15 protein-coding genes are annotated in these 16,009 nt (G+C 56.1%); 6 read left to right on the plus strand and 9 right to left on the minus strand.

Features of this window, described 5'->3' with window-relative positions; genetic code table 11:
* Window positions 1-17: 17 nt before the first annotated feature.
* Window positions 18-1,568, minus strand: coding sequence for an exopolyphosphatase (ppx, locus tag ACMGG1_RS05340; RefSeq protein ID WP_020828080.1), 1,551 nt, complete (start codon window positions 1,566-1,568; stop codon window positions 18-20).
* Between the two features lie 10 nt (window positions 1,569-1,578).
* The gene (gene ppk1, locus ACMGG1_RS05345; protein WP_020828079.1) at window positions 1,579-3,642 is read right to left on the minus strand and encodes a polyphosphate kinase 1; all 2,064 of its coding nucleotides are present in this window, start codon (window positions 3,640-3,642) and stop codon (window positions 1,579-1,581) included.
* A gap of 396 nt (window positions 3,643-4,038) precedes the next feature.
* Between ppk1 and ACMGG1_RS05350 the strand changes: the two genes are divergently transcribed.
* The 3 genes from ACMGG1_RS05350 to pstB are packed head-to-tail and all read left to right on the plus strand — an operon-like array spanning window position 4,039 to window position 8,691.
* Window positions 4,039-6,201 carry an ABC transporter permease subunit gene (locus ACMGG1_RS05350; protein ID WP_262256085.1) on the plus strand — a complete coding sequence of 721 codons (2,163 nt, stop codon included), beginning with the start codon at window positions 4,039-4,041 and terminating at the stop codon, window positions 6,199-6,201.
* Window positions 6,198-7,850: a phosphate ABC transporter permease PstA gene (gene pstA, locus ACMGG1_RS05355; protein WP_414161202.1), complete on the plus strand. Its 1,653-nt coding sequence runs from the start codon at window positions 6,198-6,200 to the stop codon at window positions 7,848-7,850. Before ACMGG1_RS05350 ends, pstA begins: the two co-directional genes overlap by 4 nt.
* A gap of 28 nt (window positions 7,851-7,878) precedes the next feature.
* Complete coding sequence (gene pstB / locus ACMGG1_RS05360; protein ID WP_020828076.1) at window positions 7,879-8,691, plus strand: phosphate ABC transporter ATP-binding protein PstB; 813 nt, start codon at window positions 7,879-7,881, stop codon at window positions 8,689-8,691.
* 80 nt (window positions 8,692-8,771) lie between these two features.
* Here pstB and speG read toward each other — a convergent pair whose 3' ends face one another.
* The 3 genes from speG to purM all read right to left on the minus strand — a co-directional run bounded on the left by speG (window position 8,772) and on the right by purM (window position 11,132).
* Window positions 8,772-9,326, minus strand: coding sequence for a spermidine N1-acetyltransferase (gene speG / locus ACMGG1_RS05365; protein WP_020828075.1), 555 nt, complete (start codon window positions 9,324-9,326; stop codon window positions 8,772-8,774).
* Window positions 9,327-9,456: 130 nt separating this feature from the next.
* Window positions 9,457-10,095 (minus strand): phosphoribosylglycinamide formyltransferase, encoded by a 639-nt coding sequence (purN, locus tag ACMGG1_RS05370; RefSeq protein WP_048762761.1) that lies wholly within the window; start codon window positions 10,093-10,095, stop codon window positions 9,457-9,459.
* Window positions 10,092-11,132 (minus strand): phosphoribosylformylglycinamidine cyclo-ligase, encoded by a 1,041-nt coding sequence (gene purM, locus ACMGG1_RS05375; protein WP_414161203.1) that lies wholly within the window; start codon window positions 11,130-11,132, stop codon window positions 10,092-10,094. The genes purN and purM overlap by 4 nt, the downstream gene beginning before the upstream one ends.
* Before the next feature lie 255 nt (window positions 11,133-11,387).
* Here purM and upp point away from each other — a divergent pair, with 255 nt between their 5' ends.
* Window positions 11,388-12,014 (plus strand): uracil phosphoribosyltransferase, encoded by a 627-nt coding sequence (upp, locus tag ACMGG1_RS05380; protein WP_020828072.1) that lies wholly within the window; start codon window positions 11,388-11,390, stop codon window positions 12,012-12,014.
* A gap of 209 nt (window positions 12,015-12,223) precedes the next feature.
* On the plus strand, window positions 12,224-13,513 hold the full coding sequence (gene uraA, locus ACMGG1_RS05385) for a uracil permease (protein ID WP_020828071.1): 1,290 nt from the start codon (window positions 12,224-12,226) through the stop codon (window positions 13,511-13,513).
* Window positions 13,514-13,726: 213 nt separating this feature from the next.
* Here uraA and ACMGG1_RS05390 read toward each other — a convergent pair whose 3' ends face one another.
* The 3 genes from ACMGG1_RS05390 to ACMGG1_RS05400 form a co-directional block, all read right to left on the minus strand.
* Window positions 13,727-13,975, minus strand: coding sequence for a GlsB/YeaQ/YmgE family stress response membrane protein (locus ACMGG1_RS05390; protein ID WP_002487967.1), 249 nt, complete (start codon window positions 13,973-13,975; stop codon window positions 13,727-13,729).
* A gap of 28 nt (window positions 13,976-14,003) precedes the next feature.
* Complete coding sequence (locus tag ACMGG1_RS05395; protein ID WP_020828070.1) at window positions 14,004-14,519, minus strand: hypothetical protein; 516 nt, start codon at window positions 14,517-14,519, stop codon at window positions 14,004-14,006.
* Between the two features lie 109 nt (window positions 14,520-14,628).
* The gene (locus tag ACMGG1_RS05400) at window positions 14,629-14,778 is read right to left on the minus strand and encodes a hypothetical protein (protein WP_153263174.1); all 150 of its coding nucleotides are present in this window, start codon (window positions 14,776-14,778) and stop codon (window positions 14,629-14,631) included.
* Here ACMGG1_RS05400 and hda point away from each other — a divergent pair.
* On the plus strand, window positions 14,748-15,449 hold the full coding sequence (gene hda / locus ACMGG1_RS05405) for a DnaA inactivator Hda (RefSeq protein ID WP_044554653.1): 702 nt from the start codon (window positions 14,748-14,750) through the stop codon (window positions 15,447-15,449). The two genes, ACMGG1_RS05400 and hda, sit on opposite strands and share 31 nt — an antisense overlap.
* A 16-nt stretch (window positions 15,450-15,465) precedes the next feature.
* On the opposite strand, the gene ACMGG1_RS05410 is transcribed toward hda, so the two are convergent.
* A complete protein-coding gene (locus ACMGG1_RS05410; protein ID WP_142814659.1) occupies window positions 15,466-16,005 on the minus strand; it encodes a helix-turn-helix transcriptional regulator in 540 nt (179 codons plus the stop codon).
* Window positions 16,006-16,009: the final 4 nt, after the last annotated feature.

A 16,009-nucleotide genomic window follows, 5' to 3' on the forward strand; every position in this document is an offset into this window, starting at 1 on the left:
GTACGGGGGCGACAGACTCAGGCCGAGCGCTGCTCGTCTTGAGAACCTTCCTCTTCGCAAATCAGTTTCCAGCCCACAACGTCGTTCCAATAGGCTTGTTCACGTTCGAGATCCAGTTGCACCAGGTTGTTCAGCGCCAGATAACCGGCCGGGAAGCGCAGCGTCCAGTGGTTATCGTCGGTGCTCAGGCGCAGCGTTTCCGGCGTGGTGGTCGACTGGCGCTGGTTGTTGAGCAGGGTACTCAGACGCAACAGTTGGATCAGCGGCAGGTAATGCTTTTTCTTGAACAGGTTCAGGCGCGGCAATTCTTCCAGCTTGATACCCTTGCGATGGAAGCGTACCAGCGCTGACAGCAGCAACTGCTGCTCCTGGTTGAAGCCCGGCAGGTTGGTGTTTTGCAGAATGTAGGCCGAGTGGCGATGCATGCCGCTGTGGTTGATGCTCAACCCCACTTCGTGCAACATCGCTGCCCATTTCAGCAAGGCTTCCAACTGCGGGTTCGCCAGCTTGGTATTTTGCGCCATCCACTGCGCATACAATAGCTCAGTGGTATCCAGCACCCGTTTGGCCTGCTCGCGGTCGATATTGTAGTGATCGGCCAGGCTCTTGGCGGTGCGGCTGCGAATGTCCTGATGACGGAAACGGCCCTCCATCTCATACAGCACGCCTTCGCGCAGCGCACCGTCGGAAAGGCGCAGGTCGCGGATCGCCAACGCATCGAACACGCCGCAGAGGATTGCCAACCCCGGCACAAACACCGACTGGCGGTCTTCCGACAGCCCCGGCAGGCTCATTGCGCTGAAATTTTTAAACTGCAGCACCTGTTCCGCCATCATTTCCAGCCGCTCGAGGGTGATCAGGCCATCTTTTTCGCCCATTGCCACCAGCACTTCGTGCGCGGCCTTGATGGTGCCCGACGCGCCCAGAGCATATTGCCAGCCCTGAATGCGGTACTGCCAGGCCAGCGTTTCCAGCTTCTGTGCCGCCGCCAGGCGTGCGCGTTTGAAGTTGTTTTTGCTGATTTCCCCACCCGGGAAGAATTGTTGGGCGAAGCTGACGCAGCCCATGCGGCGGCTTTCCGCCAGCAGGGGTTCAAAATCTTCGCCGATCACCAGTTCGGTAGAACCGCCGCCGATGTCGATCACCAGCTTGCGACCTTTTTCCGGTTGGGTATGTTCCACACCCATAAAGATCAGGCGCGCCTCTTCCTGCCCGGCGATGATTTCGATCGGGTAGGGGATCACTTTGGCTGCGCGCTTGAGGAATACCTCGGCGTTCACCGCCTGGCGCAAGGTGTGGGTACCGACGATGGTGACGTTATCCGCCGGGAAGCCTTGCAGCCGTTCGGCGAAAAGCGCCAGGCAGGCCAGGCCGCGTTCTATTGCCTCTTCACTGAGCACATTGTTGCTGTCCAATCCATCGGCGAGGTGGACCCGCTGTTTTAAACGCCCCAATACCTGTAAGGCGCCATTGACGACGCGGGCAATCACCATGTGGAAGCTGTTCGACCCGAGGTCGATGGCAGCGATTTCCTGCGGTTTGTTCGTTGCAGTGCTTTTTAGCGGCATAGTTGCTGGCCTACTGTCCTGGTTGTTCCAGAGCTTTTAAATACTCGTAAATGGCAACCTGAGAACGGACTTTGCGGCGGTTGCCGCGCGGCACGTACTGGTTGCTCAGTTCTTTATCGAGGTAACGCGCCTTGACCGTGTCGCTGAACAGGATTTCCAGAATATCCAGAACCCGTTGTTTCAGCGTTGGATCCAGCAGCGAGACCGCGACTTCGATGCGGTAATCTATGTTACGGGTCATCCAGTCGGCAGAGGACAGATAAACCAGTTTGTCACCTTTGTTTTCGAAAACGTAAACCCGATCGTGTTCCAGATAGCGGTCGACGATGCTGATTATCTGAATATTGTCACTGATCCCCGGCAGGTTGGGAATCAAAGAACACATCCCGCGCACCAACAGGCGGATTTTTACGCCGGCGCCGGAGGCGGTATATAACCGATCTACCAGCCCTTTATCCACCAGATTGTTGATTTTCAGCATAATGCCGGCCGGAAGTCCGGCTTCGGCGTTGGCAATTTCGTTGTCGATCAACTCATACAGTTTCAGACGCGAGTTCTGCGGCGACACCATCAGGTTGTCGAAGGTGACCGGCCGGTACGGGTTTTCGATAAAGTTGAACACCCGGCGTACTTCGTTGGTGATGCGCGAATCGGCGGTCAGCAATGAATAGTCGGTGTAAATGCGCGCGGTTTTCTCGTTAAAGTTACCGGTGCCGATATGAGCATAGCGCACAATCTCGTCGCCTTCACGGCGTGAGATCAGGAACAGTTTGGCGTGAATTTTCAAGCCAGGCGCGGAGAAAATAACGTGCACCCCGGCTTCCGTCAGGCGCTTGGCCCAGTGGATATTGGCCTCTTCATCAAAGCGCGCCTGCAGTTCCACCACCACCGTGACTTTTTTGCCGTTATGGGCGGCGTGGATCATCGATTCGATGATGCGCGAGTCTTTTGCCACGCGGTAAATATTGATTTTGATCGCCAGCACGCTGGGGTCGAACGACGCCTGGCGCACCAGCTCCAGCACGTGTTCAAAGGTGTGGTAAGGGTAGTAAAGCAGCACGTCGTGCTCGCGAATGGCGTCAAACCCGTTGCGGAATTTTTCGAACCAGGTATGGCGCAGGCGCGGCAGCGGTTTGTTGACCAGGTTGGCCTTGCCGACGTTCGGAAAACCGATGAAGTCTTTGAAGTTATGGTAACGGCCGCCGGCAATGACCGAATCATAGTTGGAAATACCGAGCTTGCCGCGCAGCAGTTCCACCATTTCATTGGGCATGTCACGCTGATAAACAAAGCGCACCGGCTCTGCAGTCAGGCGCTGCTTCAGGCTGGAAGACATCAGTTCCAGCAGGCTGGATTCCATCTCGGTAACCAGATCGTATTCCGCATCGCGGGTCATTTTCATCGAATAGGCGTTGAGCGCGTCGTAATCGAAGAAGCCCTTGAAGATGTCGTCCAGGCAGTAGCGAAGAATGTTATCCAGCAGGATCATCGGCTTGCGGCGACGAGGGGCTTCCGGCGGCAGGTTGACGAAGCGCGGTACCTTGTCGGAGGGGATCTCCAGCAGCGCGTAATCGATACGCGTGCCGCGGATAATCTCCACCGCCAGATAGGTGTAATCGTCTTTCAGGAACTGCACCAGGTTGGTTTCATTGTTGATCAGGATCGGCGTGATGTGCTGGCGCAGATGCTGTTTAAAGTATTGCCGCAGCCAGATTTGCTGGTTTTCCGACACCTGGCGTTCGTTGATCAGGAAGATCTGGTTGCGTGCCATTTCCAGCAGCAAATCGTTATACAGGCTGTCGAATTCTTGATCGGTTTTTAATACCTTGGCCTGGATCTTTTTCAGCAGATGGCGTGAAGCGCCGCCAGAGCCCTGTTCTTCGCTGATCAGAATGCGTCGTTTGAGATCGGCAAAGCGGACCTTATAGAACTCGTCAAGGTTATTGGAATAAATGCCCAGAAAACGCATGCGCTCAATCAGGGGATTGCTCTTATCTGCGGCTTCCTGCAACACGCGTTCATTAAAGGATAACCAGCTTAGTTCTTTTTCGATGTAGAGCTTTTCCTGACCCATTGCCACTCCAGTTCAATTTTAGAAAAGGATCCGGGACGCAGCGCCCGGATGCCGCTCTAGTGTCCTTCATCATTATTGCGAGAGATTGACAGGAAAGTCCAACATATCCATTACCTTGGGGCGAGGCATTTTAAGGCGTAAAAATATTCTCTGCGGCGTCCGGGGCGTTGAACATATCGGAGCAATATAAAATGAAGACAATAATGCTAAATATCTCTACAGATGATCGGCTTAACCATCATTTTTCAGCAATATATAGGGTTAAGAATGCTAATGAATAGCGTTAAATTCGATATTGGCGGCAGGCAACTTTGTCATGCAAACGTCACAAAACTGACATAAGATGCCCGGTTATTCTATGGCGCAAGCCTGCTTACATCAGCGACAGCGAGAGACATGGCACAAACTACGGTAAACCAACATCCCCGGGATCGCCTGCGCGCGCGCATCGACCGTAGCGTTCAGGCGGCGGTTACCGTCAGCGGGCTGCTGGTGTTGATGACGCTGATGCTGATCTTCGTTTACCTGCTGTTTGCGGTGTTGCCGCTGTTTAAACCGGCGGCAATGGGGCAGGCGAAACCGCTGACGATCAGTGCCTCTGCACCTGCGCTGGCGCTGGGTATGGATGTGCAGCAGCGGATAGGTTACCGCATCGATGCGCAAGGGCAGGGGCAGTTCTATCCTCTGACGCAGCAGAACGCCCATCCTCTGACGCAACAGACGCTGCTGGCCAAACCGACGCTGCTGACTCAGGCGGCCGGCGAACGCGATCTGTTTGCTTTGGCACAGGCCGACGGCCGGTTTATCGTCGCCAGTGCGGACTTCGCAGCAGCCGGGGCGTCGGCACCGCAGTGGTTGTTTCCGCTTGGGCAACGACCGCTGACGTTGGATAAACAGGGGCGAGCATTAACGCTGCTGACGTTGGCTGAAGCACGCCATGGGCAGTACCTTCTGGCCGGTGTTACCGAAGATCGTCGTTTGGTGTTTGGCCGTTTCGGCAGCGACCACCCACCGCAGCTAAGTGAGATCACGCTGGACAGTGCGGTGCAGCAGTTGGTGTTGACGCCCGACGGTCGCCAATTGTATCTGCTGGCGGGGAATCGGCTGGCGCGCTACCAAATTAACGACACGCAGCTGCAGCTAAAAGAAACGCGTACGCTTGGCGAACATTCTCCTTATCAGCTGACGGCGTTGCCTGGCGGCAGCGCGTTGCTGATCGAAGCGCCTGACGGCAGCGTACGCGAATGGTTTGATGTCGAAAAAGATCGGCGCTGGCAACTGACGCCGGTGCAGCATTTCGACCACCAGTCCGAGCCGCAGGATTTGCTGGTGGCCGAACCTTATCGCCGGGTGTTCGCCACCCTGAGACCGGACGGCGGTTTCTCGCTGTTTTCCAGCATCCAGCCGCAGCCACTGTTGAACGGCAGGCTGAGCGCCGGGGTACAGCAGATGGCGTTCGCTCCACGCGGTGATGGACTGCTGCTGGAAACGGCACAGGGCTGGCAACATTATGCGATCGACAACCCTTATCCCGACGTCACCTGGCGCTCGCTTTGGCACAAGGTGTGGTACGAGAATTACCCCGAACCGGCTTACGTCTGGCAATCCACCTCTGGCGAGGACAGCTACCAGGCCAAATTCAGCCTGATGCCGGTGATTTTTGGCACCTTCAAGGCCGCGGCCTATGCCATGCTGTTCGCCATTCCGCTGGCGCTGGCCGGGGCAGTTTATACCGCCTATTTCATGTCGGCCGGACTGCGGCGGGTGATTAAACCGGCGATTGAGGTGATGGGGGCTTTACCGACGGTGGTAATCGGGCTGGTGGCGGGCATCTGGCTGGCGCCGGTGATTGAATATTATCTGCTGGCGGTGTTGTCGCTCCCCTTGCTGTTGGCGGCGGTGGTGCTGGCATGCGGTGCGCTGATGAACCGGTTTGCCCCGCGGCGCCTGCCGCCGGGCATCGATCTGCTGATCCTGTTGCCGCTGATTGTACTGACCGTCTGGCTGGCGTTTAGCGTGGGGCCCTGGCTGGAAGTGAAACTGTTCGGCGAGCCGCTGCATTTCTGGCTGGGCGATGATTATGACCAGCGCAATGCGCTAGTGGTTGGCGTGGCGATGGGCTTTGCGTTAGTGCCGATTATTTTCTCTTTGGCGGAAGACGCGTTGTTCAGCGTACCGGCAACCCTGAGCCAAGGGTCGCTGGCGTTGGGGGCGACCCAGTGGCAAACCGTGATACGCGTGGTGCTGCCTTCGGCCAGCGCCGGCATTTTCTCGGCGCTGATGATTGGCTTTGGCCGCGCGGTGGGGGAGACCATGATTGTGCTGATGGCGACCGGAAATACGCCGGTTATCGACGGCAGCCTGTTCCAGGGCCTGCGCGCCCTGGCGGCCAATATCGCCATAGAAATGCCGGAAGCTGTCGCCGGCAGCAGCCATTATCGGGTGCTGTTCCTGACTGCGCTGGTGCTGTTTATTTTCACCTTTGTCTTCAACACGCTGGCGGAGGCGATCCGACTGCGGCTGCGTGAGCGCTATACCCTGAACCAGGAGGCGCCATGAAGCGCTGGGCGAAGAGTGGTTCGCCGTGGATCTGGCTGACCGCCGGGTCGGTGGCCGTCAGCCTGTTGGCGCTGATCGGCATTATGCTGCTGCTGGCCGGACAGGGGATGCGCTATTTCTGGCCGAGCCCGGTCTATCAGTTTGAGCTCAACCAGAGTGCCGCAGGGCCGGTGATGATGATCGGCGAGCTGTATCAGCAGCAAAGCATTCCGCGCCGGCAACTGCTGGAGTCCGGTATCGCACTGCCGCCGGGGAATGCGCAAAGTTTTGAGCGCTATCTGATCAAGGTGGGCAACCGCGAGAGCGAAGGACAAGACTTCCGTACGCTGCTGGCCGGTGACATTATTCGCCAAAGCACGCCGCGCGATCTGCTGGTGCTGGAACGTAATAACAACGGCACCGCTTACGGTTATCTGGCCGGTATGCTGGAGGATGGTCAGCCGCTGACCGGCCGCAATCTTAGCCAGGCGCTGCTGCAACGTTTGCCGCAGATTGCCGCGCTTTCGCGTCAGGCCCATGATATTCAGTTTCGCGATATGGCGCGCATTAACCAGCGGTTTGATGCGCTGCGTCTGCGAGAGAAAAGCTTACAGCGGGAAGATAAGCTAGACGCCCGCGCACAGGCGTCAATCAACGCCGAGCGGCTGGAACTGCAACGTCAATATCGACTGCTTTCCGACCGTCTGGAAGGTTTGAACCGCGATCGCCACCGCGATGCGCTGTTGCTGCGTGACATGCATGGCCAGACCCATACCATTGCGCTAAGCCAGGTGCGCGATGCCTGGTACCCCAACGCGATGAATACCACGCAAAAGCTGGTGCACTGGGCCGAACAGGTGAAGAAATTCCTCAGCGACAGCCCGCGAGAGGCCAATACCGAAGGCGGCGTATTCCCGGCGATTTTTGGCACGGTGCTGATGGTGATCCTGATGTCGATCGTGGTGATGCCGTTTGGCGTGATTGCCGCCGTTTATCTGCATGAATACGCAGGCAATAATCTGCTGACGCGGCTGATCCGCATTGCCGTGGTTAATCTGGCCGGCGTACCGTCGATTGTCTATGGCGTATTTGGCCTTGGCTTCTTCGTCTATATGATTGGCGGCACGCTCGATCAGCTGTTCTACCCGGAGTCGTTGCCTAACCCGACTTTTGGCACGCCGGGCGTGCTATGGGCGGCCTTGACGCTGGCGCTGTTGACGTTGCCGGTGGTGATTGTCGCTACCGAAGAGGGGCTGTCGCGCATTCCTGCTTCGTTGCGTCAGGGCTCGTTGGCGCTGGGCGCCAGCCGGGCGGAAACGCTGTGGCGTATTGTGTTGCCGATGGCGGCGCCGGCGATGATGACCGGCCTGATCCTGGCGGTGGCGCGCGCCGCCGGGGAGACGGCACCATTAATGCTGGTGGGGGTAGTGAAATCCGTGCCGGTGCTGCCGGTAGATGATATTTTCCCGTATCTGCATCTGGAGCGGAAGTTTATGCACCTGAGCTTCCAGATCTACGATATGGCCTTCCAGAGCCCGAGCGTGGAGGCAGCCCGGCCGCTGGTGTTCGCCACCGCCTTCCTGCTGGTGGCGATTGTCGTGGGCTTGAATCTGGCGGCGATGGGCATTCGCCATTCGCTGAGGGAGCGGTACAGAGCATGGTCGCAGTAACAACGATGTTATTCCTGGGGAGTGCCTAATGAGTTTGATGACGCCAGGCAGTTTGCCCCGGTTGGATGTTCAGCACCTTGATGATGAACATACCGCGCTGGCGGTAAACGACCTCAACCTGTTTTATGGCGAAAAACAGGTGCTGCACGATATCTCGCTGCGTATTCCCAAGCACCGGGTGACGGCGCTGATCGGCCCGTCCGGCTGCGGCAAATCCACGCTGCTGCGTTGTTTCAACCGTATGAATGATTTGGTGGACAACTGCCGGATTGAAGGCGATTTGCAACTGAACGGTCAAAGCATTGGCGGCGCGCAAATCGACGTTGCGGCGTTAAGACGGCGGGTCGGCATGGTTTTCCAACGGCCGAACCCTTTCCCGAAATCGATTTATGAAAACGTGGTTTACGGCCTGCGTCTGCAGGGCGTGCGTGACCGACGGATCCTTGATGAGGCGGTGGAGCGTTCGCTGCGTGCCGCCGCGCTGTGGCACGAGGTCAAAGACCGGCTGCGCGAGAACGCGTTTCGTCTTTCCAGCGGCCAGCAGCAAAGGTTGGTGATTGCACGGGCGATAGCCATCGAGCCGGAAGTGCTGCTGCTGGATGAGCCGACCTCGGCGTTGGATCCGATCTCCACATTGACCATTGAAGAGCTGATTTCCGCGCTGAAGCAGCAGTACAGCGTGGTGCTGGTGACGCACAACATGCAGCAGGCGGCACGCGTCTCGGATTACACGGCGTTTATTCACCAGGGCCGATTGGTGGAATACAACGACACCGACGACATCTTTACTTCACCGCGCCAACGCCGCACCGAGGATTATATTACCGGACGCTATGGTTGATGCCGCAGCTGTCTTTTCCTGCCGTTGGGATAAGCCCGAATATCATGATAGTAAAAACCCGCTCTCGCGGGTTTTTGTTTTCACTTAACCAAAGGCTGATCGCTGGCGGCGGTTTTGAATTTCGCCATGTACTGCGGCTGGAAGATGCACATGCGCAGCACGGTACGGTATTCACCGTTAACGAAGAATTCGTCAATCAGCTCGCCTTCGACTTCAAAGCCCAATTTGCTGTAGATGTGGATTGCCTTCGGGTTTTCTTTATCGACGATCAGGTACAGCTTGTACAGGTTCAGTACCGAGAAACCGTAGTCCATCGCCAGCTTGGCGGCGATAGTGGCGTAGCCTTTGCCCTGATGCGTCGGGTCGATGATGATCTGAAATTCCGCGCGGCGGTGGATATGGTCGATCTCCACCAGTTCCACCAGCCCGACCTTGGCACCTTGGTGTTCGATGATAAAGCGGCGTTCGCTCTGGTCGTGGATATGTTTGTCGTAGAGATCGGAAAGTTCTACGAAGGCTTCATAGGGTTCTTCAAACCAGTAGCGCATCACGCTGGCGTTGTTGTCCATCTGATGGACAAACGTCAAATCATCCCGTTCCAGTGGGCGTAGCCTGACGTTGGTAGTGCTGGACATGGGGGTTCCTCAATGTCGTTATAGATAGGGGCGGTTGCTACTGTGGGCAAGTATAACGTCGGCGATGGGTTGCGGCGAAAAAAAACGGCGCCGTGAGCGGCACCGTTTAGAAGGGGTTAAGATTGGCTTTTTAGTCTGCCGCATGCCCTTGTTCGGGCAGGCGCTCGCCATCCAGCCAGGCGGCGTTATCGCGCATCGCCAGGCGGCCTTCGACAAACCAGTTCACCACCAGCGGGTAAAGGGTATGTTCCTGAGCCTGTACCCGTTCAACCACCTCGTCTTCCTCGTCACCGGGGAAGATTGGCACCTTGGCCTGCAGGATCACCGGGCCGCCGTCGAGCTGTTCGGTCACGAAGTGCACCGAAGTGCCGTGTTCGCTGTCGCCGTTGTCGATGGCCTGACGGTGAGTATGCAGCCCTGGGTATTTGGGCAGCAGGGAAGGGTGGATATTCAGCATGCGTCCGGCATAGCGCTGCACGAACTGCGGGCTGAGAATGCGCATGTAACCGGCCAGCACCACCAGGTCCGGTTGGTATTGGTCGATGGCATCCGCCAGGGCGACGTCAAACGCGGCCCGGTCGGCAAAGGCCTTGGCGTCCAGTGCATGAGCGGCAATACCTGCCGCTTCTGCACGTTGCAAACCGTAAGCCTGCGCCCTGTTGCTGAACACCGCCACAATCTCGCCGGCAATTCTGCCCTGCTGGCAGGCGTCAATCAGCGCCTGGAGATTACTCCCCTGGCCGGAGACCAACACCACGATCTTTTTCATCCGTTGATGACCACTTGTTGTTCGTCAGAAGAAGCGGTCAGTTTACCGATCTTCCACGCTTTTTCACCGGCTGCGGTCAACAATGCGATGGCGGATTCCACGGCTTCTTCCGGCAGCGCGATCACCATGCCCACGCCACAGTTAAAGGTGCGGTACATTTCGTGACGGCTGACGTTGCCGTTTTGCTGCAGCCAGTTGAAGACGGCAGGCCATTGCCAGCTGGATTCTTCGATCACGGCCTGCATGCCTTCCGGCAGCACGCGCGGGATGTTTTCCCAGAAGCCGCCACCGGTCAGGTGGGCGATAGCGTGCACGTCGATTTTCTCGATCAGCTCCAGCACCGATTTCACGTAAATCTTGGTCGGCGCCAGCAGGTGGTCCGCCAGCGGTCTGCCTTCCAAAACGGTAGTGGTCGGGTCGGTGTTGCTGACTTCCAGAATTTTGCGTACCAGCGAGTAGCCGTTGGAGTGCGGGCCGGAAGCGCCCAGGGCGATCAGTGCGTCGCCGGACTGCACCTTGCTGCCGTCGATAATCTCGGACTTTTCGACCACGCCGACGCAAAAGCCGGCCACGTCGTAGTCTTCGCCGTGGTACATGCCCGGCATTTCAGCGGTTTCACCGCCCACCAGAGCACAGCCAGACTGCTTACAGCCTTCGGCGATACCGGTGATCACGCTGGCCGCGGTGTCCACGTCCAGTTTGCCGGTGGCAAAGTAATCCAGGAAGAACAGCGGCTCAGCGCCCTGAACCACCAGGTCGTTCACACACATTGCGACCAAATCGATGCCGATGGTGTCGTGTCGTTTCAGGTCCATCGCCAGACGCAGCTTGGTGCCTACGCCGTCGGTACCGGAAACCAGTATCGGCTCGCGGTATTTCTGCGGCAACGCACACAGGGCGCCAAAACCGCCCAGACCACCCATCACTTCCGGGCGGCGGGTCTGTTTTACTACACCTTTGATGCGGTCTACCAATGCATTGCCAGCATCGATATCGACACCTGCGTCTTTATAGCTGAGAGAGGTTTTGTCGGTCACTGCGCGATCCCCACGACGGTTTGCGGTTTGAATACTGTGCTTCCGGCATTGATTCCGGAATAAGGCGCGGCAATTCTAACAGCGCAGGCAAACGTTTGCGAGTGGCTTGTGAACCAGCTCCGCTTTTTCGTCATCTATACTGTTATTCAAACTTTTGTTGATCCCGATCGGGCTATTGTGGGTGGCGCAGTCGGCAAAAGGAGGTATAATCCGGCGATTTTTTTTGCCGTAAACCACCTTAATAGGAGAAAAATGATGAAGATCGTTGAGGTGAAACACCCGCTGGTGAAACACAAGCTTGGCCTGATGCGTGAAAATGATATCAGCACCAAACGCTTCCGTGAGCTGGCCTCAGAAGTGGGTAGTTTGCTGACCTATGAAGCGACCGCCGATCTGGAAACAGAGAAAGTCACCATCGATGGCTGGTGCGGCCCGGTTGAAATAGACCAGATTAAAGGGAAAAAAATTACCGTTGTGCCTATTCTGCGTGCCGGTCTGGGCATGATGGAAGGGGTACTGGAAAACGTACCGAGCGCACGTATCAGCGTGGTTGGCGTTTACCGTGACGAAGAAACTCTGGAGCCGGTGCCGTATTTCCAAAAGCTGGTGTCCAACATCGAAGAGCGTTTGGCACTGGTTGTCGACCCTATGCTGGCTACCGGCGGCTCGATGATCGCCACTATCGATCTGCTGAAGAAAGCCGGCTGTAACAGCATCAAGGTGCTAGTGCTGGTTGCCGCGCCGGAAGGGATCGCCGCGCTGGAGAAAGCGCACCCGGACGTCGAGCTGTACACGGCCTCTATCGATCAATGCCTGAACGAGAAGGGCTACATCGTACCGGGCCTGGGTGATGCGGGCGACAAGATATTTGGTACCAAATAAACAAAAATAAAGCCGACTGATGAGTCGGCTTTTTAATGCTCGTCGTCTTTCAAGCTACAGCGTTGTTGTCTGCGGGCGCTAACCCCAGTCACTTATTATAAATAAGCTCCAGGGGATTAACGCCCTTGCCGCCTAGCTGTAACTTGAAATCCATTGAGCATATATCATTAGGCTTACACAACTGATAACGACCCAGAGGAAAAACATCCATGACCCGTCGCGTGATAGGCGTAAGCGAACGCCCGCCGCTACTCCAGACTATTCCGCTCAGCTTCCAACACCTGTTCGCCATGTTTGGCGCGACCGTGCTGGTGCCTATTTTGTTCAAGATTAACCCGGCGACGGTGTTGCTGTTTAACGGCGTCGGAACCTTGCTGTACCTGTTTATCTGCAAGGGCAAGATCCCGGCCTATCTCGGCTCCAGCTTTGCGTTTATTTCCCCGGTGCTGCTGCTGTTGCCGTTGGGTTATGAAGTGGCGTTGGGCGGTTTTATCATGTGCGGGGTGCTGTTTTGCCTGGTCGCGTTGCTGGTAAAAAAAGCCGGTACCGGCTGGCTGGACGTCATTTTCCCTCCGGCGGCGATGGGGGCGATTGTGGCGGTCATCGGCCTGGAATTGGCCGGTGTGGCGGCGAACATGGCGGGCTTGTTGCCGGCTGACGGCGTCAGCGCAGACACCACTACCATCACTATCTCGCTGGTGACGCTGGGTGTGACCATCCTGGGTTCCGTGCTGTTCCGCGGTTTTCTGGCGATTATCCCGATCCTGATCGGTGTGCTGGTAGGGTATGCGCTGTCGTTCTTTATGGGCGTGGTGGATCTGACCCCGATCCGCGAGGCGCACTGGTTCGCGCTGCCGACGTTCTACACCCCGCGTTTTGAATGGTTCGCCATCTTCACCATCCTGCCGGCGGCGCTGGTGGTGATCGCCGAGCACGTCGGCCACTTGGTGGTGACTGCGAATATCGTCAAAAAAGACCTGCTCCGTGACCCTGGCCTGCACCGTTCAATGTTCGCTAATGGCATATCGACGGTGATTTCAGGCTTCTTCGGCTCCACGCCAAACACCACCTACGGTGAGAATATCGGCGTGATGGCTATCACCAAGGTATACAGCACCTGGGTGATCGGCGGCGCGGCGGTTCTGGCCATTCTGCTGTCCTGCGTCGGTAAACTGGCGGCGGCTATCCAGGCGGTACCGGTGCCGGTGATGGGCGGGGTCTCTTTGCTGCTGTATGGGGTGATCGGCGCGTCAGGTATTCGTGTGCTGATTGAATCCAAAGTGGATTACAACAAGGCGCAAAACCTGATCCTGACCTCGGTGATCCTGATTATCGGCGTCAGCGGGGCCAAGGTGCACATCGGTGCTGCCGAATTGAAAGGCATGGCGCTGGCGACCATCGTCGGCATCGGCCTCAGCCTGCTGTTTAAGGTCATCAGCCTGTACCGCAAGGAAGAGGAAGTGATCGAAGCGCCGGACGAGTCGGCCGAACAGAAGTAGTAAGGAAAACGGGCAGCCAATGGGCTGCCCGTCAGATTATTGACAAAGGGGATAAAAGCGTGGTTTTTCCCCTTTGTGTTATCAGCCGAAAATCAATAAATTGATTTTCCTGATTTATTTTCAAAACCTTTAGCTCCTGCCGCCAAACATTATATGTTTGTCAGCCGTCTCACGGGCAGCCAATGGCTGCCCGGTTTGTTGATGCGCAATAAATTAACTGCGGATTTTACGGTATACAAACAGCACCACGATGGCACCAATCACCGCCACGACGAAGCTGCCGAAGTTGAAACCGTCAACTCTGCCGTAGCCAAAGAAGGTACTGATATAGCCCCCAACCACGGCACCGACGATACCCAGGACAACGGTCAGAATAAAACCGCCGCCGTCTTTGCCTGGCATAATCCACTTGGCTAAAATACCGGCGATCAGACCGAAGATAATCCAGGAAATAATCCCCATTTACTGCTCCTTTCTTTATTGCTAAGTATTATTGTTGTGCGGCCGGCGGGGTATTTTCTTTCCCTGCTGCGTCGGCATCACTTTTTAATTCTTCCGCTTTATTTTCTGCGCTGTTTTTAATCGCTTCGGTTTTCGCTTTGGCTTGCTCGGTCAAATCATTGGCACCATTAATGGCATCGTTCTTAATGGTTTTAGCCTGATCGACCAACTGCTGGCTTTGCTTGCTGGCATCCTCTTTGATGGCGTCAGCCTTGGCTTTCGCATCATTGGTGATGGCATCAGCCTGCTTGGCGGCATCGTCTTTGATTGCCGAAGCCTTGTCTTTCAATTGGTCGGCCTGAGTGGTGGCCTCTTTCTTGATGTCCTTGGCCACTGCGGCGGCTTTATCGGTCAGATCGTCCGCTTTTTTCTGTGCGGCATCTTTCATCTGCTCAGCGCTGTCTTTGGCTTTTTCAAGATTGGCGTCGACTTTGGATGAGTCATCACAGCCGGCAAGCAATAGCCCAATGATTGAGGCCAAAAGCACTTTATTCCATACTTTCATTGTCTATATCCTTGTAGAAACCTTGTTTAAGGAGATTGCGTTTCGCCCCTCTATACTAGGATAACTCTTGGATAAAATACAAATTTCACCGGTGAAAGTCGTTGGCAATTTAATCTTGCTGCTGAGCGTTGTTCACTATTACGCCATAAAATCCTGCCGGTTCAACAGAGCCCGTTTTCTGTGGTAGACTTACCGCGTTTTCCTGCCAGTTTTGGTTGAGGTGCTTTTCTGAATACGCCGGCACAGCTTTCACTGCCACTTTATCTTCCCGATGATGAGACTTTCGCCAGTTTTTATCCGGGGGAGAACCCATCCCTATTGAGCGCGATCCAGTCCGCCGTTCGTCAGGAACATGGCAGCTATATCTATTTCTGGTCACGCGAGGGCGGTGGGCGCAGTCACCTGTTGCATGCGGCCTGTGCGGAGCTTTCGCAGCGTGGTGAAGCCGTGGGCTATGTGCCGCTGGATAAGCGAGCCTATTTCGTGCCGGAAGTATTGGATGGGATGGAGCAGCTGGCGCTGGTGTGCATCGACAATATCGAATGCATTGCCGGTGACGAAGAGTGGGAAATGGCGATCTTTAATCTCTACAACCGCATTCTGGAAACCGGCCGCACGCGCCTGTTCATTACCGGCGATCGCCCACCACGCCAATTGAATCTGAACCTGCCGGACCTGGCTTCGCGCCTGGACTGGGGGCAAATCTACAAGTTACAGCCGCTGTCGGATGAAGAAAAACTGCTGGCCCTGCAACTGCGCGGCAAATTGCGCGGCTTTGAGCTGCCGGAAGACGTCGGTCGTTTCCTGCTGAAGCGGCTGGATCGCGAAATGCGCACCTTATTTATGACCCTGGATCAACTCGATCACGCCTCGATCACCGCCCAACGCAAGCTGACCATCCCGTTTGTGAAAGAGATCCTCGGGTTATAATTCTGGCTCGCCAGGCTCAATTCTCGCCGTGCTCCAGCAGGGTTACGTAGCTATCGATCTGGCTGCGTTGATTGCTGGCCCGGAGCTGCAACGCCAAATTGATATTTTCCAGATACTGCGCATTCTCGGCCAGTGCCTGGCCAATTTTCCCCTTGCTTGCCAACCAGTCTGCAACGCTATGCCAACGCCACAAAGGGGATGACCCCTTAAGCCTTTGAATGGGAGAAGGGAAGTCTCCAGAGCCGCGAGTACCGTCCTTTAGCATCGCGATAGCTTGCCGAGACATGCCGGCGAGTGCTGCGATATCACTTAATCCTACCAGATGAGAATCGACTGCCATTACCTGCGCGCCCAGACCGGCGGATTCGATATTTTTGATGGCCCCAAGAATGGCGTTGGCGAAGCTATCGCTTTCTCTATCGAACTCCACGTAAACCGCTTTGCCATAGAAACAAATCAACCCGTCATCGCAACCACTGGCGTAGAGAGCATCTTCCAAACCCGGAGTTTGCGACGTCACACCGGAAAGTGTTAACGAGAAATTATAGAGCGCCATAATG

Source organism: Serratia sp. BNK-12 (genome assembly GCF_047456085.1).
GTDB classification, from domain to species: Bacteria; Pseudomonadota; Gammaproteobacteria; order Enterobacterales; family Enterobacteriaceae; genus Serratia; species Serratia liquefaciens.

Excerpts from the sequence above, each read along its gene's own strand:
- ppx (WP_020828080.1), bottom strand. The coding sequence starts at position 1,568 with ATGCCGCTAAAAAGCACTGCAACGAACAAACCGCAGGAAATCGCTGCC.
- ppk1 (WP_020828079.1), bottom strand. The coding sequence starts at position 3,642 with ATGGGTCAGGAAAAGCTCTACATCGAAAAAGAACTAAGCTGGTTATCC.
- ACMGG1_RS05350 (WP_262256085.1), top strand. The coding sequence starts at position 4,039 with ATGGCACAAACTACGGTAAACCAACATCCCCGGGATCGCCTGCGCGCG.
- pstA (WP_414161202.1), top strand. The coding sequence starts at position 6,198 with ATGAAGCGCTGGGCGAAGAGTGGTTCGCCGTGGATCTGGCTGACCGCC.
- pstB (WP_020828076.1), top strand. The coding sequence starts at position 7,879 with ATGAGTTTGATGACGCCAGGCAGTTTGCCCCGGTTGGATGTTCAGCAC.
- speG (WP_020828075.1), bottom strand. The coding sequence starts at position 9,326 with ATGTCCAGCACTACCAACGTCAGGCTACGCCCACTGGAACGGGATGAT.
- purN (WP_048762761.1), bottom strand. The coding sequence starts at position 10,095 with ATGAAAAAGATCGTGGTGTTGGTCTCCGGCCAGGGGAGTAATCTCCAG.
- upp (WP_020828072.1), top strand. The coding sequence starts at position 11,388 with ATGAAGATCGTTGAGGTGAAACACCCGCTGGTGAAACACAAGCTTGGC.
- uraA (WP_020828071.1), top strand. The coding sequence starts at position 12,224 with ATGACCCGTCGCGTGATAGGCGTAAGCGAACGCCCGCCGCTACTCCAG.
- ACMGG1_RS05390 (WP_002487967.1), bottom strand. The coding sequence starts at position 13,975 with ATGGGGATTATTTCCTGGATTATCTTCGGTCTGATCGCCGGTATTTTA.
- ACMGG1_RS05395 (WP_020828070.1), bottom strand. The coding sequence starts at position 14,519 with ATGAAAGTATGGAATAAAGTGCTTTTGGCCTCAATCATTGGGCTATTG.
- ACMGG1_RS05410 (WP_142814659.1), bottom strand. The coding sequence starts at position 16,005 with ATGGCGCTCTATAATTTCTCGTTAACACTTTCCGGTGTGACGTCGCAA.